The sequence below is a fragment of the Allorhizobium undicola ORS 992 = ATCC 700741 genome, from assembly GCF_000621665.1.
Taxonomy (GTDB): domain Bacteria; phylum Pseudomonadota; class Alphaproteobacteria; order Rhizobiales; family Rhizobiaceae; genus Allorhizobium; species Allorhizobium undicola.
This window is the reverse complement of sequence record NZ_JHXQ01000008.1, coordinates 58,327-79,527: the sequence shown is the minus strand read 5'-3', so window position 1 is coordinate 79,527 and position 21,201 is coordinate 58,327. Positions and strand designations below refer to the sequence as shown.

Sequence of the window (21,201 nt, the reverse complement as noted above, 5' to 3'; positions counted from 1 at the left end):
CTGGTTTAAAACCCGCGCATGAGCAATTTTTTCAGCGATTCCGCTTCGCCGTCCAATCTGTCGGAATTTACCGTCTCCGAGCTTTCGGGGTCGATCAAGCGCACCATCGAAACCGCCTTCGACCATGTGCGGGTGCGCGGCGAAATATCCGGCTATCGCGGCCCGCATTCCTCGGGCCATGCCTATTTCGCCCTGAAGGACGACAAGGCCCGGATCGATGCCGTGGTATGGAAAGGCTCCTTTTCCAAGCTCAAATACCGGCCGGAAGAGGGCATGGAAGTGATTGCCACCGGCCGCATCACCACCTTTCCCGGCTCATCGAAATACCAGATCGTCATCGAGCAGATGGAGCCGGCCGGTGCGGGCGCGCTCATGGCCATGCTGGAGGAGCGCAAGCGCCGGTTTGCGGCGGAGGGCCTGTTCGATCCCGCCGCCAAGCAGTTGCTGCCCTTCATGCCGAAGGTAATCGGCGTGGTGACATCGCCGACCGGCGCCGTCATTCGCGATATTCTGCACCGCATTTCCGATCGTTTTCCCGTGCATGTGCTGGTCTGGCCGGTCAAGGTGCAGGGGGAAGGGTCCGGCGACGACGTGGCCAATGCCATTCGCGGCTTCAATGCCCTGCCCCTGGCGGGCAATATTCCACGTCCGGACGTGCTGATCGTCGCCCGTGGCGGCGGCAGCCTCGAAGACCTGTGGAGTTTCAACGACGAGGCCGTGGTACGCGCCGCCGCCGAAAGCGACATTCCGCTGATCTCCGCCGTCGGCCATGAAACGGACTGGACGCTGATCGATTACGCCGCCGATATGCGCGCACCCACGCCCACCGGGGCTGCCGAAATGGCCGTGCCGGTCAAGGCCGAGTTGCAGGCGCAGGTGGCGGGCCTGTCTGCCCGCCTGCAAGGCGCCATCAGCCGCCAGATGGACAATCGCCGTCAGGGCTTGCGCGCCCTGACACGGGCACTCCCTTCGCTGGACCAGCTTCTTGCCCTGCCGCGCCGCCGGTTCGACGAGGCCGCCGCAGGTCTCGGTCGTGGCCTTGAAATGAACACCATGGCCAAGCGCCGCCACTTCGAGCGGGCAGCAGCGCGGCTTTCACCGGATATGCTGGCAAGACGCCTGATGGAGCGCCGCCAGCGCATCGGCGAACGTATGATGCTCGCCGAACGGATCGTGGAGCGGTTGCTGGAGCGGCAAAAAGCCCGTCTTGGCCGTTTCGATGCAAGCCTCACCGCCATTCCCGCCCGCCTCAAGGGCCAGACCGAACGCGCCCGCGACAGGCTGGAAAGCCTCGGTCGCCGCGCCGACGGCGCTGTTGTCAGCGACCTGCGCCGCGCCCGCGCCGCCATTGCCGCACAGGACCGCGTGCTGCAATCGCTTTCCTACATGAATGTTCTCAAACGCGGCTATGCCGTGATCCGCGACGGGCAGGACCGTCCCGTTTCACGGGCCGAAGGTCTGGGCACAGGCGAGGCAATTGCCATCCAGTTCGCCGATGGCCGCGTGCAGGCCGTCACCGGCGACACCGCCACGACCGCGCCGGCAAAGCCCTCGCCAAAGGCCGCAGCCCGCAAGACAGAGCAGGACCCCGACAATCAGGGACGGCTGTTTTAAGACGTGCGTAAAAACAAATAGTTAGAGCGGTTCAATGTTTCCGTGAAACAATGAACCGCTCTAGCCAGGCGCATCCCGTGCCGGATCGTAAAAAAGCGCCAGTGTCAGGCTGCGGGCAATGCGTTCTGCTGTCGCCATGAACCAGGCCTTCGCCTCGTTTGAGAGTTCGAGGTCGTCAAGTGTCTCGGCAAAAAGCCCGAGCCATTGCGGGAAAAGCTCCGGGCTCATTCCCTCGACACCCATATGCGCCTGCACCGGCTTACCGCCATAGGCGCCAGTCTTGAAGGCGATGGCAGACCAGAAGCTCTTCATTTTTGCCAGATGCGCGTCCCAGCCACCTGCGGCGGCGGTGGCATTGAAATCTGCGGCATCCGGGTGTTGGGAATGTAATCGCTGCGCAAAGACCGGTCCCAGAGCGGCATGACCAGCAATGCGAGCGTAAAACTCATCCACCAGCCGTGAAATGATCCCGGCATCGATACCAAGGGCCTGCATCTCCTGGCGTGCCCTTTCCTGAATCGCCTCAGTATGGGCGGCGCGTGCAATCAGTCTTTCATCAGGCATGGCAGTTTCCAGAGGTGTTTTCGCTTCCGAGTTGATGGTCATTATTCTCTTTCGGGCATTGAGCGTTTTTGCGCGACAAAAGCGCAACCCTGTTTGCGTCCATTAATGAAACTCTACTGCATAATTCCTTAAATCGGAATCGATTTAAGGTGAGAATTATGCAGCATTTTTAAAGTGTTACAGCGTCCTTTGTGCGTTTGAGAAAACGCACGGCGCTGTAGCATGATTCCGGAGCGGGCGCTTTGAAATCGCAGCTCCGGATGACCGCGCGGACCGTGGCCCTTCACCGCAGATCGGCTTTCTTGCCTGCGGCCACATCTTGCCAGGAATGAGAAAAAGGCATATTATTAGAATAATTCTAAACTGGAGCAGCTTCAATGGTTTCTCTTTTTGCCCTTCCTGCCCGGCGCAGGCTTGACAGCCTGAATGAGCAGGAAATTCTGGCGCTTGCCATTTCGAGCGAGGAGGACGATGCCCGGATTTATGCCAGCTATGCTGCACGTCTCAAATCGGACTTTCCCCATTCCGCCAGCCTGTTTGCCGATATGGCGCAAGTGGAACAGGCCCACCGCAACATGCTGATAGACATGCACAGGCAACGCTTTGGCGACACCATACCCTTGATCCGCCGCGAACATGTGCGCGGCTTTCTGCCCCGAAAACCTTTATGGCTTAGCCAGACACTGTCACTGGAGGACCTTCGTGCGGAGGCGGCCAGCATGGAAAAAAGTGCCGCCGAATTTTATCTTCAGGCGCAAAAGCTGGTGACAGATGCCGCCACGCGGCGCCTGCTGGGCGATCTTGCGCTTGCCGAACAGGGGCATGAAGATGTGGTGAAGCAATTGACCGAAAAGCATCTTTCCTCGCAAGAGCGGGAGGAGGAGGACGCAACCGCCCGGCGGCAGTTCATTCTGACCTATGTTCAACCCGGTCTTGCCGGGTTGATGGACGGATCCGTTTCAACGCTTGCGCCAATTTTTGCTGCCGCCTTTGCCACCGGTGACACCTGGCAAACCTTTCTGGTTGGGCTCTCGGCCTCGGTGGGAGCTGGCATTTCCATGGGCTTTACCGAAGCCTCGCATGATGACGGCAAGATTTCAGGGAGAGGCTCCCCCCTCAAGCGTGGCCTCGCCTGTGGCATCATGACCACGCTGGGTGGTCTGGGTCACGCCCTGCCCTATCTCATTCCGCATTTCTGGACAGCAACGGTCACGGCGGCAATCATTGTCTTTGTGGAATTGTGGGCCATCGCCTTCATCCAGAACCGCTTCATGGAAACGCCGTTCTTCCGCGCCGTCTTGCAGGTGGTGCTGGGCGGCTCACTGGTCCTGGCGGCAGGCATTCTCATCGGAAGTGGCTGAGCATTTCCAGACGCAAAACCGGATAGATTCTTGCTGGAAATGCTCTACCGCAGAGCCGCGACCGGAAGATCCTTGCCATTCTCGATCGTGACCCAACGGCCCGTATCGAAGCTCGCCTGACGCTTCAGATAGGTATAGGGCGTATCGGTCCAGAGCTTGACCTCGTCATTGAGGTTATCAAGTATGAAATCGCCTTCTGCACTGCGCAGGGTCAGCACGGCGTGCCCCTCGCCATCCGGCTTGCGCACCACGGTGATCAGCAGGTCGGAAACATTGAACCCGGCTTCGATCAGGCGCTTGCGCTTCAACAGCACAAAATCTTCGCAATCGCCTGCATCCACCGGATAATCCCACCACTCCTCGCGGCCATAGACTTCCATATCCGTCATGGGGGTGATTGCCTTGTTGACGGCAGCGTTCACATCGCGAACCACGTCCCAGCCATGCGCCGTGACCTGCATGGCCGGCGCGGGGCGGCTGCGGATTTGGCATTCGGCCCTGTAACGCTGACAGAATTCATAATGCCCGATGGGCTGGGACGTGACCGCGCCTGTCACCATGGACGCAGAAGAACGCGGCGCATCGACGGCGCCAGCCTTGGCAGCGAACACAATGGGGAGCGTCAGAAACAATGCCGACGCAAGCAACCTGATGGTCATGACCCGTCCCTTAAATTCTTAACAAAACGTTAAGATCCCAGGCGACAAGAGTCAATTACAGGCTGGTATCACGACAAGCGATTCGCCGTTTATGGTTAAAATCCGTTAGTAATTGTGGAATGACTGCCGCAATATGGCACAGTCGCGCCCGGCGAATGCCAACTAAACGCCATAGAGCGGCTCAATGTTTAACAGAAACATTGAGCCGCATTACAGCGCCGTGCGTTTTATCAAACGCACAAAGGACGCTGTAACGCTTTAAATTTGCTGCATAATTTTCACCTTAAATCGATTCCGATTTAAGGAATTATGCAGTAAATATTTGTTTTTGCTCATTTCCAGACGGAAAACCAGCGCGGCACTGTTCTCGGGACAATGCTTTGGGCAAGCAATATCCTGCCAAAATGAAAACCGGTTTCCCCAAAATGGCGAGAAACGTGCCTTACGACGCAGAACTGCTGCAAGCGCCGAAACTTCGCTTGCAGCCTTTTCAAAGGCGAAGGTTCGCGCCCTGCGAAACCTCAGTTGAAGACACGCTTGGGGCGGAACTCACCTTCGCCAACCTCACCGATGGCAACCAGCCGTCCGGCGGCAAAGGCGACGGCCTCCGGCTCGCTCACCGGGGCATCCCTGCCACGCAGGATGATGGGATTGCCCATGCGAAGCCGGTGGGCCTGATCCTCACTGATGCGGATTTGCGGCAAGGAGGAAAGCGCCTCGCCCGTATCGACCAGAAACACATCAAGCGCAGCCAAGCGCTCATCGCGATCCTCGATCTTTTCCAGCTCCACCAGCTCTTCCAGCGGCACCATCATATCTTCGGCAAAGGGGGCCACGAAGGAGCGGCGCAGGTCGGAAATATGGCCGTAGCAGCCCAGCTCCCGGCCAAAATCGCGCGCCAGCGAGCGGACATAGGTGCCCTTGCCGCACTCCACCTCAAAGAAAGCACGATCTTCTTCGGCCTTGAGCAGGGTAAGTCGGTGAATCTCGACCTCGCGGGATGGAATCTCCACCGTCTCGCCATCGCGGGCAAGATCATAGGCGCGCTCTCCAGCAATCTTGATGGCGGAGAATTGCGGCGGAATCTGCTGTATAATGCCGGTATAGGCAGGCAGAAGCGCTCGGATCGCCTCTTCCCCCGGACGGTTGGCGGAGGTTTGCGTCACCTCGCCTTCGAGATCGTCGGTCGAGCGTTCTTCGCCCCAGGTCACGGTAAATTCATAGATCTTGCGGCCATCCATCACGTAAGGCACGGTCTTGGTGGCATCGCCCAATGCAATAGGCAACATGCCGGAGGCCAACGGATCGAGCGTTCCGGCGTGACCGGCTTTCTGCGCATTGAACAGCCACTTGATCTTGCCAACAGCTTCCGTGGAGCCGAAATCCACCGGCTTGTCGAGGATCAGCCAGCCGGAAATCGGGCGGCCCTTGGGTTTTCTCGGTTTGGACATGGGGCTTAGTCTTCCTGGCTATCGTCAGTGGCAAGATCGCGGGCGACTTCCGGCGAACGGAGAAGTTCGTCGATCTTCTTGTAATTGTCGAAGCTGGTATCGTCGCGGAAGCGGACTTCCGGCATATATTTCATCTGCCGCAGATGCCCGGCCAGGCGGCCACGAATAAATTTCGCGTGGCGGTTCAGCGCTGCAATCACCACGTCGTGATCTTTCATGCCAAGCGGCGTCACATAGGCAGTGGCAATCTTCAGATCCGGCGACATCCGCACTTCACTGATGGAAATCACGGTTTTTTCGATGAGGTCGTCCCGCACCTCGCCCCTTTGCAGGATCTGGGTAACAGCGGCGCGGACCTGTTCGCCAACGCGCAACATGCGCTGCGAAGGCGCAGAGGAAGTAGCTTTGCTCATATCTCGTCTCGTTCAAGGCCTCTGGCAGGCGAGTGTCATACCGCTCAACCCTGCAAGGCGGATGGGAATCGGACCCAGGAAGGCAGATTTGCCCTCGTCCACATAAACGAAAACCGCCGCTTTCGCGGCGATTTTCCCTGTTTCTGCACAACCGATCAGAGCGTGCGGGTAACGTGTTCGACGCGGAAGCACTCGATGGTGTCGCCAGCGCGAATGTCTTCGTAGTTTTCGAAGGCCATGCCGCATTCCTGACCGACCGGCACTTCCGAGACTTCGTCCTTGAAGCGCTTGAGCGTCTTGAGCTTGCCTTCGTGGATAACCACGTTGTCGCGCACCAGACGCACGCCAGCGCCTCTTTCGACCTTGCCTTCGATGACGCGGCAACCGGCCACCTTGCCGACCTTCGTGATGTTGAACACCTCGAGGATCTCGGCATTGCCGAGGAAGGTCTCGCGGCGCTCCGGCGACAGCAGGCCCGACATCGCTGCCTTCACGTCATCCACCAGATCGTAGATGATGTTGTAGTAGCGGATCTCGATACCTTCGCGTTCAGCCAGCGTACGGGCCTGGGCATTGGCGCGAACGTTGAAGCCGATGATGGCGGCATTCGAGGCTTCGGCCAGCGAAATATCCGATTCCGTCACGCCACCCACGCCGGAGTGAACGATCCGGGCGCGCACTTCGTCGGTGCCAAGCTTTTCCAGCGCCCCGGCAATGGCTTCGATGGAGCCCTGCACGTCGCCCTTGATGACCAGCGGGAACTCCTTCATGCCGGAGGTCTGGAGCTGGCTCATCATCTGTTCCAGCGAACCGCGCGAACCGGATTGGCGGGCGGCTGCCTTGTCACGGGCCAGACGCTGGCGATATTCGGAAATTTCGCGGGCGCGGGCTTCGTTTTCGACGACGGCGAACTTGTCACCGGCAGCCGGCGTACCGGAGAGGCCCAGCACTTCGACCGGCATGGCCGGACCAGCTTCCTTGACGTGTTCGCCCTTGTCGTTGACCAGCGCGCGCACACGTCCCCACTGGTCGCCAGCCACGATGATCTGGCCGGGGCGCAGCGTACCCTTCTGGATCAGCACGGTGGCAACCGCACCGCGACCACGGTCGAGCTGAGCTTCGATGACCGAGCCTTCCGCCGTACGGTTCGGGTTGGCCTTGAGGTCGAGAACTTCGGCCTGCAACAGAATGGCTTCGAGCAGCTTGTCGAGGTTCAGGCCGTTCTTGGCCGAAACTTCCACGTCCAGCGTTTCACCGCCCATGGATTCCACGAAAACTTCGTGCTGGAGAAGCGCCGTGCGCACACGCTGCGGATCGGCCGTGGGCTTGTCGATCTTGTTGATCGCCACGATGATCGGCACACCTGCCGCCTTGGCATGGTTGATGGATTCGATGGTCTGCGGCATGACGCTGTCGTCGGCGGCCACGACCAGAATGGCAATATCCGTTACCTGCGCACCACGGGCACGCATGGCGGTAAAGGCTGCGTGGCCGGGCGTGTCGATGAAGGTGATCTTCTGACCGCTCTGCTCAACCTGATAGGCGCCGATATGCTGGGTAATGCCGCCGGCTTCGCCAGCCACGACATTGGCCTTGCGGATGGCGTCGAGCAGCGAGGTCTTGCCGTGGTCTACGTGACCCATGATGGTGACGACCGGCGGACGCGGCAGGAGTTCGCCAGCCTCGTCGGCAACGTCGAAGATGCCGTCTTCAACGTCGGATTCCGATACGCGCTTGACGGTGTGGCCGAATTCCGTGGCAATGATTTCCGCCAGATCGGCGTCGATCACGTCGCCGGGCTTCATCATCTGGCCTTCCTTCATCAGGTACTTGATGACATCCACGGCGCGTTCGGACATGCGCTGCGACAGTTCCTGAATGGTGATGGTTTCCGGCAGGACGACTTCGCGGGAAATCTTTTCGCGGGTTTCCTGCATCTGGCTGCGGCGGAATTTTTCCTGGCGGCGGCGCATGGAGGCGAGCGAACGGCCGCGTGCGGTGCCGTCATCGTCCACGGCAGCGCTCGTCACGGTCAGCTTGCCGCGGCGACGGTCATCCTCGCCCTTGGTGCGGGCGGGAACCTTCGCGGGTTCCGGACGCACAACCTTGCCACGCGCGGGGCTGCCACGGTTGGCGCCACGATCGTCTTCGTCTTCGTCTGCCCTGCGGCCGCGGGCAAAGCCCGGTGCGGCCGGAGCAGGAGCCGGGGCTGCCGGCGCCGGACGGGCCGGAGCGGAATTTGCCGGACGGGCAGAGGGTGCCGGACGCCCGGCAGGTGCGGCAGTGCGCACCGGAGCGGCGGCAGCCGGTTCGGCAGGCGCGACTGGCTGCGGCGCGGCAGCTTCCGCCACGGCGCGGGCCTTTTCCTCTTCTGCGGCACGGCGTGCCTCTTCTTCGGCCTGGCGCTGACGCTCAGCCGCTTCAGCGGCGCGGCGCACCTCTTCCTCGGCGCGGCGCTTGGCGTCCTCGACCTCGCGGGCCTGGGCTTCCATCAGCGCGCGGCGGCGGGCTTCCATTTCGCCAGCGGAGAGATCGTGCAGCACGGCACCGCGCGGACGATCATTGTTGCGATCGTTATTGCGGTTCTGCCCGTAGGAGGGCTGCTGGCGCGAAGGCTGGCCCGAATGGCGATGCTGGTTGTTGTTATGATTGCCGGAAGGCTGCTGCGGGGCGCGCGCAGGCTGCTGCGGGGCGCGCGCAGGCTGCTGCGGCGCCGGGCGGGGTGCCGGCGGCTGCACGGGCGCAGGTGCGGCGGCAACGGGCTGCGGAGCAGCCGGCTGTTCCGGCGCACGCGGAGCTGCGGGCGTGATCGGCGGGCGCTCGTCTTCGGGACGGGCCGGGCGACGCTTGCGCGTCTCGACCACAACGGCCTTCGTTCGACCGCGACCCATATCCTGGCGCACGGTACCCTGGTTCACTCCCGTCGGCTTGAGCGTGAGTGTCTTCTTGCCCGTTACGCTGAGTGTCTTGTCGTCTTTGCTGTCGGTCATTCCGTTCCCGTTCCTTCGAGCGGGGCCGGATGAAAGCATCAGACCGCGCCGTTCACATACTGTCTCAAACCACGATGGCCGGCCTGCGCCGGTGCCCGCGTCATTGCTGCGTGCGACCAGCGCCGCCCTGAGGGCGAGGCATCTGGCCACGATAGGTTTCGAGCAAAGTTGCGCGTTTCACTACACCCTCACCGGCCTGCCCTGCAAGCGCGCAAGCATGGATAAACGCATTCTCGCTCATCAACTCGTCCATTTCACCTTCGGAAAAGGGCCGAAGCGCCGGAATCTCGGCCTCCGTTTCCATTCCAAGGTGCCAGGCCTTGCGGGCCTGGTCCAATTTCCTGACGCCATCGGCAGCGGCCTGGGCCGCATGAAACACCATCAGCGCCTCGCCCGAACGAATGGCGATGTCCACCTTGGCGGATCCGGTGACGAACTGCCCGGCCTTGCGCGCCAGATGCATCATTCCGGCAAGCTGCTCAACCAGCAGCCTGTCCACCAGGGCACCAAGCTCCCCGTCGGGCTTCACCCCCGCCTTGAGGGCGCGGGCAAAAAGATTCTTGGCCACCGCCTTGTCCACGGCCTGGCGCGACAAGGACACCCAGCAGCCTCGTCCCGGCAATTGCCGCTTGAGGTCGGGAACGACGGACCCATCGGGACCCGCCACGAAGCGGATCAACGTTTCCGGCGTGCCCTCCTCGCGGGTGACGATGCAGGTACGATCACTCTGACCACCCTTGCCCTTTTCCCGCGGGGGACGTTCGGCAGCTTCAGCCGGTGAGGGCGAAGCGGAATCGGAAGGCTGTTGCGAGGCCATCACGCCTCGTCAGCCTCACCGGCCTCCTCCTGCTCGCCTTCTTCGGTCTCGGCGGTCGCCAGATCCTCTTCGGTGATCCAGCCAGCCAGCAGGCGGGCCTGAACGACCATCTGCTCGGCATCCGCCCGTGAAACGTCAAACTTCGAGAACAGGCCTTCGAACTTCTTGGTTTCGCCGTTCTTACGCTCGCTCCAGCCAACCAGATCGTCGGCGGCGCAACCGGCAAAGTCCTCGACCGTCTTGATGCCGTCTTCACCCAGCGCAACCAGCATCCGCGAATTCAGGCCTTCGATCTGGCGCAGGTCGTCGGACACGCCGAGCGTCTTGCGCTTGGCATCCATTTCCGCCTCGATCTTGTCCAGATAATCGCGGGCACGGTTCTGGATTTCCTCGGCCGTGTCGGAATCGAAACCGTCGATAGAGGCGATTTCGTCGAGATCGACATAGGCCAGCTCTTCCACCTGGGCAAAGCCCTCGGAAGCCAGCACCTGACCGACCATTTCGTCCACGTCGAGAGCATCCATGAACAGGTTGGTGCGCTCGTTGAATTCCTTCTGACGGCGCTCGGATTCCTCCTGCTCCGTCATGATGTCGATGTCCCAGCCGGTGAGCTGCGAGGCGAGGCGAACGTTCTGGCCGCGGCGGCCGATGGCCAGCGAAAGCTGCTCGTCCGGAACGACCACTTCGATGCGCTCCGCATCTTCATCGAGAACGACCTTGGCCACTTCGGCGGGCTGGAGGGCGTTGACGATGAAGGATGCCGGATCAGCCGACCACGGAATGATGTCGATTTTTTCGCCCTGAAGCTCCGCCACGACGGCCTGAACGCGGGAGCCGCGCATACCGACGCAGGCACCGACCGGATCGATCGAGCTGTCATTGGAGATCACGGCGATCTTGGCGCGGGAACCCGGATCGCGGGCTACGGACTTGATCTGGATGATGCCGTCATAGATTTCCGGCACTTCCATGGTGAAGAGCTTCACCATGAACTGCGGATGGGTACGCGACAGGAAAATCTGCGGACCGCGCTGCTCGCGGCGCACGTCGTAAACGAAGGCGCGCACGCGGTCGCCGTAGCGCATGGTTTCGCGCGGGATCATCTCGTCGCGGCGGATAATGCCTTCGCCACGGCCGAGATCGACGATGACATTGCCATATTCGACGCGCTTGACCGTGCCGTTGATGATTTCGCCGACGCGATCCTTGAATTCATCGAACTGCCGGTCGCGCTCGGCCTCGCGCACCTTCTGCACGATGACCTGCTTGGCGGACTGGGCGGCAATGCGGCCAAAATCCATGGGTGGCAGCGGATCGGCGATGAAATCGCCGAGCTTGGCGTCAACATTGCGGTCACGAGCCAGTTCCAGCGCGATCTGGGTGGAATAATCCTCGACCTTCTCGACAACTTCCAGCAGGCGCTGGAGGCGGATTTCACCGGTCTTGGAATTGATGTCGGCGCGGATATTCGTCTCTGTGCCGTAACGCGAACGGGCGGCCTTCTGGATCGCATCCGCCATGGCGGCAAGCACGATCTCGCGGTCGATGACCTTTTCGCGCGCGACCGCATCCGCGATCTGCAACAGCTCAAGCCGGTTAGCACTGACTGCCATTGTCTTACTGTCTCCGTCTTCCTGCCACGGGAACCCTCCCGGCTGGCGCGTTTTCGGTTGTCTGAGAAGTCCGGCAGACGCCTGACCTCAATCCCTCTTGCTTATTCTTCGTCGTCGCCGTCTTCGGCGTCGTTCTGGTTGGCGGCCTCGGCCTTGGCCAGCTTGTCGGCGCGCAGGGCATCGCGAATAAGGTCATCCGTCAGGATCAGCTTTGCCTCGGCAAGGGCGCTGAACGGCACGCTCACGCGCAACTCCTCGCCATAGCCCACCTGGTCACGCTCCAGCGTGAAGCCATCCTGCGAAACCTCGACGAGCTTGCCGCGGAAGCGCTTGCGACCATCGAGCAGGACCGACGTTTCACACTTCAGGAGATGCCCGTTCCAGCGCTGGAAATCGGACTTGCGCACCATGGGCCGATCGATCCCCGGCGACGACACTTCCAGATGATACGCCTTATCGACGGGATCTTCCACATCCAGAACGGGAGAAACAGCCATGGAAACCGTCTCGCAGTCTTCCACGGTCATGGTTCCATCGGCGCGCTCGGCCATGATCTGCATGGTCAGGCCGTTCTGGTTCATCATGCGCACGCGCACCAACTTGTAGCCAAGATCGGTCATCACCGGCTCGATGATCTCGGCAATGCGGCGGTCAAGGCCGGTTTCCGTGATCAGGCGTGGTTCTGAAAGGGCTTCGGCGAGCAAATCTTCGGACAAAACTGTCCTCCCGGGTGTCAGCAAGCAAGCAACCGCCAAATAAAAAAGAGCGGGTCCTTGCGGCCCACTCTTCATCTGACGATCAAGAATTTGAGCCGTACATACGCCCTTTGCCGCGCAAATGCAAGCTTTTTGGCATGAAGGGAAATTCGCCGTCACGTCAGCCTTTCGTCCGTCACCATGCACGTAAAACGCCACAATCTTCTGTTTTGGCTGTTCTTCATGGTGGCAGGGCCTTTGACCCGCCCTATACTGATGGTCTCTCCTTCGAATCACATCACCGGATCTCCCGTGCCCGAGAAAAAATCGCCGCTGGCGCCCTTCAAGAACCAGGTTTTCCTGACGATCTGGTGCGCCAGCATCGCCTCCAATTTCGGCGGGCTCATCCAGGATGTCGGCGCGGCATGGATGATGACCTCGATTTCCACCTCCAAGGATATGGTTGCGCTGGTGCAGGCATCGAACACCGCGCCCATCATGCTGTTTTCGCTGGTGGCGGGCGCCATGGCCGACAGTTTCGACCGGCGCAAGCTCATGCTCACCGCGCAGATCTTTCTGCTCCTGGTGTCGGCGCTCCTTTCCGTCTTCACCTATCTGGGGCTGCTCACGCCGTGGTCGCTTCTGGCGTTCACCTTTCTCATCGGCTGCGGCACGGCCATGAACAGCCCCTCCTGGCAGGCTTCGGTCGGCGATATTGTCTCGCGGGAGGACCTTCCCTCGGCCGTTTCGCTCAACAGCATGGGCTTCAACATCACCCGCAGCGTCGGGCCTGCCATTGGCGGCATCATCGTGGCGCTGGCGGGGGCGGCCATGGCCTTCCTCGTCAACGCCTTCAGCTATCTTGCCATGATCTACGCGCTGTTCCGGTGGAAACCGGCTTACCCGAAGGCCGCATTGCCGCGCGAAAACCTTGGCACCGCCATTGCCGCTGGCCTGCGCTACATGTCCATGTCGCCCAATCTGATGAAGGTTCTGTTTCGCGGCTTCTTCTTCGGTTTTTCGGCAACGGCGATCCTGTCGCTTCTTCCCCTCATTGCCCGCGATCATCTGGGCGGCGGGCCACTGGTCTATGGCGGTCTGCTGGGTGCCTTCGGGGTCGGTGCGATCGGTGGGGCGCTTTCCAATGCCCGTATTCGCGAGAAACTGTCCAGCGAAGATATTGTGCGCTGCTCCTTCGCGGGTTTTGCCTTTGCCTCGGCGGTGACAGGCATCAGCCATCATTTCTGGCTCACCGCGCCGGCGCTGGCGCTGGCGGGAATGTGCTGGGTTCTGTCGCTGTCGTTGTTCAACACGGTCGTGCAGCTCTCCACGCCGCGCTGGGTGGTGGGCCGCGCCCTTTCACTTTACCAGACCGCCACCTTTGGCGGCATGGCGGGCGGCAGCTGGGTATGGGGTCTGGTTGCTGAGAACAGTTCTTCCGGCCATGCGCTTGCCATGTCAGGTCTGGTCATGGTTCTGGGCGTGGGCATCGGCTTTCTTCTGCCCATGCCAGCCTTCGCCACGCTCGATCTCAACCCCTTGAACCGCTTCAACGAACCGCCGCTCAGCCTTGAAATCCGCCCCCGCAGCGGTCCTATCGTGGTGCAGATCGATTTCGAGATCGACGATCGCGACGTACCGGAGTTTTTGCGGGTCATGGTGGAAAGACGGCGTATCCGCATTCGCGACGGCGCGCAGAACTGGGCGCTGATGCGCGATCTGGAAAACCCGGACTTCTGGACGGAAACGTATCATACCCCGACCTGGGTCGATTACGTGCGCCACAACCACCGCCGCACAAGAGCCGACGCCGAAATCACCGACCGCCTGCTGGAACTGCACAAGGGCACAAACCCGCCCCGCGTGCACCGCATGATCGAACGCCAGACAATTCCGCCCGCCGACGACGTGTTTCACAAACCGCATATCGACCATCATTGAAACAATGGGCGGCGTAGGGCTATTTTCCGAGCCTTGCCTTCAGGCTCTCATCCGGAAAGCAGGTGGGGGCGAGACCGTTTTTCGCCTGCCATTCCCCCAGTGAGCGGCGGGTCTTGAAGCCTGCGAGACCGTCGGCCTTGCCGATGTCGTAGCCCTGAGCCTCAAGGCTTTTCTGCATGGCCAGCACGTCCGAGCGCAGCATGTGACCGACATTGCCCCAGGCAGATACGAAAGCCCCGCCCGTGCCTGCGATGCGGTCGGCAAGATTGCCGATGAACAGCGCATAAAGGTCGGAATTGTTATATTCCTTCAGCACATAGAAGTTCGGCGTTACCAGAAATTCCGGGCCGTGGCGGCCCGCTGGCACAAGCATCATGGCGGAAGCGGAAAGCTCGTCCTTCGGAAATGGCTTGTTCGAGATGCGGGTAATGCCGCTGGCAGCCCATGCCGAAAGCGGCCGGGCGCGGTCCGGCCCTTCCTGCGCGCAGGAAAGCTTTTCCGGTATCGTCACCTCGAAACCCCAGTCGCGCCCGCGCTGCCAGCCTTTTTCGGCAAGGAAGCGCGCCATGGAGGCGAGGCTGTCGGGCACGGAGGTCCAGATGTCGCGGTGGCCGTCGCCGTCGAAATCCACCGCATATTTCAGAAAGCTCGATGGCATGAATTGGGGCTGGCCAAGGGCGCCGGCACTCGAACCGGCCATGGAGCTTGCGGCAATATCGCCGCCATCGATAATATGCAGCGCGTCGATCAATTCGCGCGTGAACAGCTCCTTGCGCGTGGACATGAAAGCGCTGGTAGCCAGAACATCGATTGCCGGATAGGGAAGTTTCGCCTTGCCATAGCCGGTTTCCCGCGCCCAGATGGCCAGAAGAATGGGCCCCGGCACGCCATAGGTCGCCTCGATTTTCCTGAGTGTTGCGGCATGTTGGACGGCCAGCGCGCGGCCGCTGGCCGCCAGCGCCGAAAGCCGCGCCTCGTTGAAATAGGGACCGGGCGAGGAAAACTCGGCCTGCGTTTGCGGCCGTTCCCGAACCGGCGGAAAACCAGGCGGCGCAAGATCGGGCAGTGACCAGACAAGCCTTGCCTGTGCCATGACGGTCTTGAAGGTTGCCGCCGAAATGCCGGCCTTTTCGGCCTGCGGCCAAAGGGCGGTGTTCACCCAGTTTCTGAACTGCCCTTCAACCTCGGCTCGCGACGGCTCGGCCCGCGCCTGCGGCAGGGATATGAGGAGGCCGAAAAGCAGGGCCGTTGCCAATCGGATCAATGTGCCAGACATGGTCTCTTTCGTCATCGGCGAGGCCTCCTATGGTTTTTCAGATGGTGGTGCGGGCGCGCAAGGCTGCCGACAACGTGCCCTCGTCCAGATAATCCAGCTCCCCCCCCACCGGCACGCCATGGGCCAGACGGGTAATTTTCACCTCCAGACCGGCAAGGTGATCGGTGATATAATGCGCCGTGGTCTGGCCTTCCACCGTGGCATTGACCGCCAGAATGACTTCACGAATGCCGCCACGCGCCACGCGGTCGATAAGGCCTTTGATATTGAGGTCATCCGGCCCCACCCCGTTCAGCGGCGACAAAACGCCCCCAAGCACATGATAGGCCGTATTCATGGCCGCGGCCCGCTCCAGCGCCCAGAGGTCGGAAACGTCCTCGACCACGATGATGACAGCGTGATCGCGGCGCTCATCCGTGCAAACGGTGCAAGGGTCGGCCGTGTCGATATTGCCGCAACAGGAGCAAATCTTGACCTTCTGATGCGCTTCGGCCATGGCGGTCGCCAGGGGGCCCATCAATTGGTCACGTTTCTTGATTAGGTGCAGTGCAGCGCGCCGGGCCGAGCGCGGTCCCAGACCCGGCACCTTGGCGAGAAGTTGAATGAGTTTTTCGATTTCGTGACCGGTGACTCGTTTTGCCATGCGCGCTTCTACCCCAAATCGGGGAAGGACGGAATCTCAGCAAGGAGCGGAATTCATGAAAATTCTCAGCATCGCGATTGGACAGCCCCGCGCTGTCCCTGGGAGATCCAGATTGACCGGCTTTTTCAAGCAGGAGGTGTCGGGTGAGATCGCAATCGACCAGAACGGCTTGCCCGGAGACGCCGTATTGAACCAAAAATACCATGGTGGAGTGGATCAGGCCATCTGCCTTGAGGGCGAAATCAGCCTCGATTGGTGGCGCCAGGAGTTGGACATGCCGCTGCCCCCCGGAAGCTTCGGAGAAAATCTCGTGATCGGTGGGCTCGACAACAGCCTGCTGGCCATTGGAGACCGGCTGGTGGTCAATGGTATTGCGCTGGAAATCACGGCACCGCGCGAGCCCTGCTCGACTTTCGCCGCCGCGCTCGGGCAACCGCATCTCGTCAGCCGATACCGGCGGGCAGCACGCCCCGGCGCCTATGCCCGCGTGCTGGGAGGGGGAACGGTGCGGCAGGGCGATGAGGTCAGCTTCATTCCCTTTCCCGGCGAGCGCAGAACGCTTGCAAGCCTCATGCAGACAGAAACCAGGTCATTGAGTGAAGCCGAAATCGAAACACTGCTGTTGCTGCCCCTTGCCGCGCGCCTGCGCAACTCCCTTGAGACGAGGAAGGCCGCACTCGACTGAGATCAAGGCCCGAAGATGCGAACGCATCCACTCCTTGAAAAGGGGCAGGACGGCTTTCTCCTGCCTTTTCGTCAAAGGGAACAAAAGAACGATTTTTTGATTATCCGATACCAACTTCTTGCCGCGTTTGACGCGCTTAAGTGCGGTGTGATCCAGCGAGGGAGGAAGGTCCGAGACCGTTTGCCCGGACTGCAAAGGTAACAAGAAAGAGGCCATTCTGCCGCTGGCAGATCTGCGCTTTGGAAATACAGGGAGAGGGCATCGCCTCACCAGGAAAGATGGGAAGCGCCACTGCCCTGCTCAACCGATGATAAGGAGTATTCAATGTCATCATTCGCCCGATGGACTGCCGTAGCCCTGGCTGCTGCCGCGGCTCTGCCTTTTGCCACCAGTGCCGCCAATGCAGGCAGCGTGCAGGTCGGTATGCTGACGTGTGAGATGAGCCCGGGCATCAGTGCCGTCGTCGGCTCAAGCCGCGATTTGAGCTGCGAATTCAAGCCGACAAGCTCCGCCCCGGCGGAAGTCTATCAGGGTCGCCTCAACAAATTCGGCATCGATCTTGGCTATGTGCAGGGTGGCAAGCTGGCATGGGCCGTCTATGCGCCAAGCAGGCTGATGGAAGGTGCGCTGGAAGGCAATTATGGCGGCACCAGCGCCAATGCAGCCCTTGGCTTCGGCGGCGCGGTCAACGTGCTGGCCGGCGGCTTCAAGGACTCCGTTGCCTTGCAGCCCATTGCCCTGGAAAGCACGCTGGGCATTAATCTTGGCGCCACGATTGCATCCATGAATCTGAGCTATGTCCCGCCATCCACGCCAAAATCGCTGGATAATGGCCCGCCGCTCAAGCATCATCACAAGCCGCACCAATATTGATACAACAAAATGGCCGGGATCTCTCCCGGCCATTTTGTTTCTATTCAACATAGTATTTATTGTATTGCTTACGGAATTTTTCCGAACCGCCGAAGTCGCTATAGCGCGTCAGCATCTGCATGTCGGTCTTGTTCAGCAGCACACCCAGAACCTTGTTGGAAATGTGAGGTTCGGCATCCAGCAGGTCGGCCACGAGCTTGGTGGGCGTCTTGCCCCATTCCACCACGAAGACGAAACCGTCGGCCAGCGGCGCAAACGCCTTGGCATCGACCACAGGCCCGAGCGGCGCCAGATCCACCACCACATAATCGAAAGACTGCTTGGCAGCCTCGATCAGCGAAACCATGCCGGGCGAGGCAATCAGCTCGTTCGTATGCGCCAGCGACCGGGCCGCAGCACCGGGCACAATGGGCAAAATGGCCAGCTTGGTTTCCTGATCCACCTTGATGCATTCCTGCCACGGCGTTTCGCCAAGCACGGCCTGCACCAGACCGACGCGCGGCGCGGGCTGCAATTGACGGCTGAGGCTGGGGTTACGCAAGTCGGCGTCGATCAGCAAAGTCCGCTTGCCGCTTGAGGCAAGCAGAACGGCGAAATTCGCCGCCACCGTGGATTTTCCCTCTCCCGGCAGAGCCGAAAGCACGCCAATGACCCGGCTGCTCTTGCCTTGCAGAATAATATCGGCCGCAAGCTTGGTGTTGCGCAACGTCTCGGCAAAGGCCGAACGCGGCGCCTCCATGACGGTTCTCATCATCCGGTCAAGTCCCGGTCCCTGTGGAGCAGGGGCGGCGGGGCGCTTCTGCTTGTTGAAGAAGCCGCGCTTGAGCGGGGTCTTGGTCTTTGGCCCCATGCGCGGCAGATAGCCGAGCGATTTCTGGCCAAGCACGGTCCTGACATCGCTTTCCAGACGGAAGAAACGTTCCAGCATTTCCTGAAGGAAAGCCAGACCGGCACCGGCCATCAGGCCAAGGACCGCCGACAGCGCCAGCACCATGGTTTTCTTCGGGCTGGAGGGCTGGGTCGGCACACCCGCTTCGGAAATGACACGAGCCTTGGCGATCGGCAGCGACTGGCTTTGGCTTGCCACTTCGAAGCGGTTCAGGAAGGACTCGTAAAGCCCCTTGAGTGCCGTTGCCTTCTGCTCAAGCTCGCGCAGATGCACGAGAGAGCGGTTGGCCTCGGAATTCTTGCCGGTCAACCTGTCGATACTGTCGGTCAGCGATTTTTCGCGCGAGCGGGCGACATCGAATTCGTTGCGGAAGCTCGACGTCAACTGTTGCAGTTCCTGATAGATCTGGTCGCCGATGCGCTCTTTTTCGGCCTTCAGCGCCACCGCCTGCGGATGCGTGGCTCCGAAACTTGCCGTCACATCCTGCTCGCGCTTTTCGACCGTCAGATATTTGGTTCTGAGGTCCTGAAGAACGGGATTGCCGCCAGCCTGTACCGAAACCACGGCATTCTTCACCGCATTCTGCGGCCCCTGATCGGTAATCGACTTGTATTGCTGGTAGCGGGCCGAGGCGCTGGCGCTATCGGCCTGCGCAACGATCAACTGCTTGTTGAGATCGCTGAGCTGCTGTTCCGACATCAACTCGCCGCCCATCTGCGTCAGACCGTTCTCGGCCTTGTAATGCTCGGCTTCGAGAGCGGCCTGCTGGGCGCGCTTTGCCAGATCGTCAAGACGGCCCTGCAACCAGAGGCTGGCGCGTTCGCTGGCGTCGAAATTGGCATTGAGCTGATCGGTGAGGAAAGCATCGGCATAGGCGCGCGTGACCTGCGCGGAAAGTTGCGGATCGGGCGACTTGAAAGAAACCATAATCACGGAGCTGCGCAGCACGCGCTCGACATCAACCGCCTGCTGCAAGCGGGCGGCTGCCAGTTTGCGACGCGCATTGCGGATCTGCTCTTCCGTCAATTGGGGCGCACTGGAAAAGATCGACTTCAGCGACGAGACGAACCCCTTTGCGAGCGCCAGAGGCGATTGTGGCGGATCGACGATAAGATCGTTATCGGCAAGCTTGGCGTCATCCACCACCCGCAGCGCCATGCTGTTGGATTTCAGAATTTCCACCGCGCTGGCGATCTGCGTATCGGCTTCCTGGCGCAGTTGCACGCCAGCCTTTTCATCTTCGGCGTAACGCGACAGGTCGTTATCCAGCAGGATCTGCGTGGCCGATGTGTAAAAAGGCGTTGCGAAGACCAGATAGCTGATGCCCAGCATGATAAACAGGGCAACCGAAAGCGTCACGATGCGGATACGGCGCGCCGCAGCCGCAAAGAGTTTGTCGAGATCGATGAAGGAGTCAGAATCGGACTGCTCCCGGTGCAAAACAGCTTTCAAGGGCAAGCTTCTTTCATTCATGACGGCAGCTCTTCGGTTCCGTGAAACAAGAGGGCCTGATCGGATGGGACGGCATGGAGCCGCGCAGCGCTCGCAGGCGCAAGGCAAGCAAATTTCGCCCTGCCCCTCGTCTTGCCATGTCTGGTCCGTTCTTCCATACGCCTCGTCCTGTTTCTACGGATACCCTCGATAAAGCCGGCATGAGCGGCGACATCGGGGTCCGTGGTGAGATTGCGGCCCCATCAAAACGCGGCAGCAAATGAAAAAGTCTATAATCAAGCCCGCCTTCCCGCCACCCACATTTCAGGGAGGAAGGAACGGCAGCAAGGCCCGATACCGGGCCTTGCGATCCTCTGGCTCAGGCAGCCCGGCTTGCCGTATCGTGCTTGCGGATCAGGTCCGCGACGGAAGCGTAGACAGCCTCTCCCAGATCGGCACGGACCAGCGCAAAAGCCACATTGGCCTCGATGAAGCCGAGCTTGGAGCCGCAATCGAAGGTGCGGCCCTCATAAGGATGGGCATGGAAGGGCTGGCGGCCCGAAAGGGTCAGCATGGCATCCGTCAGCTGGATCTCGTTGCCCGCGCCGCGCGGCTGGGTGGCGAGAATGTCGAAAATCTCCGGCTGGAGGATGTAACGGCCATTGAGGTAGAAATTGGAAGGCGCCTCGGCGGGCTTGGGCTTTTCCACCATGCCGGTCACGGCAAAGCCGTGCGCGACATTTTCGCCCCGCGCCACGATGCCGTAGCTCGAAACCTCTTCCGGCTCACATTGCTCGACACCCAGAACATTGCCGCCTGCTGCCGTATAGAGATCAATCAACCCGGCAACACAACCGCGCGCGCCGTAGCACAGCATGTCCGGCAAGAGGAGGGCGAAGGGCTCATCGCCAATGAGGTCGCGGGCGCACCACACCGCATGGCCAAGGCCCAACGGTGCCTGCTGGCGCGTGAAGCTCACGGAACCGGCCGGCGGCAGAAGCTCCCGCAATTCGTCGGCCATCCGAGTCTTGCCAGCCCGTTCCAGCGAGGCCAGCAGTTCCGGCGTGTCGTCGAAATGGTCTTCGATGGAATGCTTGTTCCGGCTGGTGACGAAGACGATATGCTCGATACCCGCCTGACGGGCTTCATCCACCGCATATTGCACCACGGGGCGATCCACGACGGTCAGCATTTCCTTGGGCATGGCCTTTGTGGCGGGCAGGAAGCGGGTGCCGTTGCCTGCAACGGGAATAACGGCTTTCCTGACGGGCTTGCGAAGATCCATG

General features: G+C 60.8%; 17 protein-coding genes. 5 read left to right on the top strand and 12 right to left on the bottom strand.

What is annotated here, in order from left to right; translation table 11 throughout:
- The first annotated feature begins 18 nt into the window (after positions 1 to 18).
- Complete coding sequence (gene xseA / locus T424_RS0110560) at positions 19 to 1,614, top strand: exodeoxyribonuclease VII large subunit (RefSeq protein ID WP_027487700.1); 1,596 nt, start codon at positions 19 to 21, stop codon at positions 1,612 to 1,614.
- Between the two features lie 60 nt (positions 1,615 to 1,674).
- Here xseA and T424_RS0110555 read toward each other — a convergent pair whose 3' ends face one another.
- Positions 1,675 to 2,178 (bottom strand): group III truncated hemoglobin, encoded by a 504-nt coding sequence (locus tag T424_RS0110555; protein WP_027487699.1) that lies wholly within the window; start codon positions 2,176 to 2,178, stop codon positions 1,675 to 1,677.
- 377 nt (positions 2,179 to 2,555) lie between these two features.
- Here T424_RS0110555 and mbfA point away from each other — a divergent pair, with 377 nt between their 5' ends.
- The gene (mbfA, locus tag T424_RS0110550; protein ID WP_027487698.1) at positions 2,556 to 3,539 is read left to right on the top strand and encodes an iron exporter MbfA; all 984 of its coding nucleotides are present in this window, start codon (positions 2,556 to 2,558) and stop codon (positions 3,537 to 3,539) included.
- Between the two features lie 44 nt (positions 3,540 to 3,583).
- Here the strand turns inward: mbfA and T424_RS0110545 are convergent, their stop codons facing one another.
- The 7 genes from T424_RS0110545 to rimP all read right to left on the bottom strand — a co-directional run bounded on the left by T424_RS0110545 (position 3,584) and on the right by rimP (position 12,198).
- Positions 3,584 to 4,198 (bottom strand): transglutaminase-like cysteine peptidase, encoded by a 615-nt coding sequence (locus T424_RS0110545; RefSeq protein WP_051558920.1) that lies wholly within the window; start codon positions 4,196 to 4,198, stop codon positions 3,584 to 3,586.
- A gap of 521 nt (positions 4,199 to 4,719) precedes the next feature.
- The gene (gene truB, locus T424_RS0110540) at positions 4,720 to 5,649 is read right to left on the bottom strand and encodes a tRNA pseudouridine(55) synthase TruB (RefSeq protein ID WP_027487696.1); all 930 of its coding nucleotides are present in this window, start codon (positions 5,647 to 5,649) and stop codon (positions 4,720 to 4,722) included.
- A 5-nt stretch (positions 5,650 to 5,654) separates the two neighbouring features.
- Entirely contained in the window at positions 5,655 to 6,062 is a 408-nt protein-coding gene (gene rbfA / locus T424_RS0110535; RefSeq protein ID WP_027487695.1) for a 30S ribosome-binding factor RbfA, read from the bottom strand.
- Positions 6,063 to 6,217: 155 nt separating this feature from the next.
- On the bottom strand, positions 6,218 to 9,052 hold the full coding sequence (gene infB, locus T424_RS0110530; RefSeq protein ID WP_027487694.1) for a translation initiation factor IF-2: 2,835 nt from the start codon (positions 9,050 to 9,052) through the stop codon (positions 6,218 to 6,220).
- Between the two features lie 100 nt (positions 9,053 to 9,152).
- The gene (locus tag T424_RS20750) at positions 9,153 to 9,869 is read right to left on the bottom strand and encodes an RNA-binding protein (protein ID WP_084268474.1); all 717 of its coding nucleotides are present in this window, start codon (positions 9,867 to 9,869) and stop codon (positions 9,153 to 9,155) included.
- A complete protein-coding gene (nusA, locus tag T424_RS0110520; RefSeq protein WP_027487693.1) occupies positions 9,869 to 11,482 on the bottom strand; it encodes a transcription termination factor NusA in 1,614 nt (537 codons plus the stop codon). The genes T424_RS20750 and nusA overlap by 1 nt, the downstream gene beginning before the upstream one ends.
- A 101-nt stretch (positions 11,483 to 11,583) precedes the next feature.
- Positions 11,584 to 12,198, bottom strand: a complete 615-nt coding sequence (gene rimP, locus T424_RS0110515) for a ribosome maturation factor RimP (RefSeq protein WP_027487692.1) — start codon at positions 12,196 to 12,198, stop codon at positions 11,584 to 11,586.
- Between the two features lie 255 nt (positions 12,199 to 12,453).
- Between rimP and T424_RS0110510 the strand changes: the two genes are divergently transcribed.
- Positions 12,454 to 14,118 (top strand): MFS transporter, encoded by a 1,665-nt coding sequence (locus T424_RS0110510; RefSeq protein ID WP_051558928.1) that lies wholly within the window; start codon positions 12,454 to 12,456, stop codon positions 14,116 to 14,118.
- Positions 14,119 to 14,137: 19 nt separating this feature from the next.
- On the opposite strand, the gene T424_RS0110505 is transcribed toward T424_RS0110510, so the two are convergent.
- On the bottom strand, positions 14,138 to 15,409 hold the full coding sequence (locus tag T424_RS0110505; RefSeq protein ID WP_027487690.1) for a lytic murein transglycosylase: 1,272 nt from the start codon (positions 15,407 to 15,409) through the stop codon (positions 14,138 to 14,140).
- A 22-nt stretch (positions 15,410 to 15,431) separates the two neighbouring features.
- Positions 15,432 to 16,037 (bottom strand): recombination mediator RecR, encoded by a 606-nt coding sequence (gene recR, locus T424_RS0110500; protein ID WP_027487689.1) that lies wholly within the window; start codon positions 16,035 to 16,037, stop codon positions 15,432 to 15,434.
- A 112-nt stretch (positions 16,038 to 16,149) separates the two neighbouring features.
- On the opposite strand from recR, the gene T424_RS0110495 reads away from it, so the two are divergent.
- Both T424_RS0110495 and T424_RS0110485 read left to right on the top strand, forming a co-directional pair.
- Positions 16,150 to 16,722, top strand: a complete 573-nt coding sequence (locus T424_RS0110495; RefSeq protein WP_245269515.1) for an MOSC domain-containing protein — start codon at positions 16,150 to 16,152, stop codon at positions 16,720 to 16,722.
- 324 nt (positions 16,723 to 17,046) lie between these two features.
- Positions 17,047 to 17,595, top strand: a complete 549-nt coding sequence (locus T424_RS0110485) for a DUF992 domain-containing protein (RefSeq protein WP_027487686.1) — start codon at positions 17,047 to 17,049, stop codon at positions 17,593 to 17,595.
- Between the two features lie 40 nt (positions 17,596 to 17,635).
- On the opposite strand, the gene T424_RS0110480 is transcribed toward T424_RS0110485, so the two are convergent.
- Both T424_RS0110480 and T424_RS0110475 read right to left on the bottom strand, forming a co-directional pair.
- The gene (locus T424_RS0110480; RefSeq protein ID WP_027487685.1) at positions 17,636 to 19,957 is read right to left on the bottom strand and encodes a polysaccharide biosynthesis tyrosine autokinase; all 2,322 of its coding nucleotides are present in this window, start codon (positions 19,955 to 19,957) and stop codon (positions 17,636 to 17,638) included.
- 337 nt (positions 19,958 to 20,294) lie between these two features.
- Positions 20,295 to 21,200 (bottom strand): UTP--glucose-1-phosphate uridylyltransferase, encoded by a 906-nt coding sequence (locus T424_RS0110475; RefSeq protein WP_027487684.1) that lies wholly within the window; start codon positions 21,198 to 21,200, stop codon positions 20,295 to 20,297.
- Position 21,201 lies beyond the last annotated feature (1 nt).

What these genes read in the sequence shown, in the direction of transcription:
- T424_RS0110475 (WP_027487684.1), bottom strand. Translation starts at nt 21,200, where the DNA reads ATGGATCTTCGCAAGCCCGTCAGGAAAGCCGTTATTCCCGTTGCAGGC.
- xseA (WP_027487700.1), top strand. Translation starts at nt 19, where the DNA reads ATGAGCAATTTTTTCAGCGATTCCGCTTCGCCGTCCAATCTGTCGGAA.
- rbfA (WP_027487695.1), bottom strand. Translation starts at nt 6,062, where the DNA reads ATGAGCAAAGCTACTTCCTCTGCGCCTTCGCAGCGCATGTTGCGCGTT.
- T424_RS0110545 (WP_051558920.1), bottom strand. Translation starts at nt 4,198, where the DNA reads ATGACCATCAGGTTGCTTGCGTCGGCATTGTTTCTGACGCTCCCCATT.
- nusA (WP_027487693.1), bottom strand. Translation starts at nt 11,482, where the DNA reads ATGGCAGTCAGTGCTAACCGGCTTGAGCTGTTGCAGATCGCGGATGCG.
- truB (WP_027487696.1), bottom strand. Translation starts at nt 5,649, where the DNA reads ATGTCCAAACCGAGAAAACCCAAGGGCCGCCCGATTTCCGGCTGGCTG.
- T424_RS20750 (WP_084268474.1), bottom strand. Translation starts at nt 9,869, where the DNA reads ATGGCCTCGCAACAGCCTTCCGATTCCGCTTCGCCCTCACCGGCTGAA.
- T424_RS0110485 (WP_027487686.1), top strand. Translation starts at nt 17,047, where the DNA reads ATGTCATCATTCGCCCGATGGACTGCCGTAGCCCTGGCTGCTGCCGCG.
- T424_RS0110510 (WP_051558928.1), top strand. Translation starts at nt 12,454, where the DNA reads ATGGTCTCTCCTTCGAATCACATCACCGGATCTCCCGTGCCCGAGAAA.
- mbfA (WP_027487698.1), top strand. Translation starts at nt 2,556, where the DNA reads ATGGTTTCTCTTTTTGCCCTTCCTGCCCGGCGCAGGCTTGACAGCCTG.
- T424_RS0110480 (WP_027487685.1), bottom strand. Translation starts at nt 19,957, where the DNA reads ATGAATGAAAGAAGCTTGCCCTTGAAAGCTGTTTTGCACCGGGAGCAG.
- T424_RS0110505 (WP_027487690.1), bottom strand. Translation starts at nt 15,409, where the DNA reads ATGACGAAAGAGACCATGTCTGGCACATTGATCCGATTGGCAACGGCC.
- infB (WP_027487694.1), bottom strand. Translation starts at nt 9,052, where the DNA reads ATGACCGACAGCAAAGACGACAAGACACTCAGCGTAACGGGCAAGAAG.
- recR (WP_027487689.1), bottom strand. Translation starts at nt 16,037, where the DNA reads ATGGCAAAACGAGTCACCGGTCACGAAATCGAAAAACTCATTCAACTT.
- T424_RS0110555 (WP_027487699.1), bottom strand. Translation starts at nt 2,178, where the DNA reads ATGCCTGATGAAAGACTGATTGCACGCGCCGCCCATACTGAGGCGATT.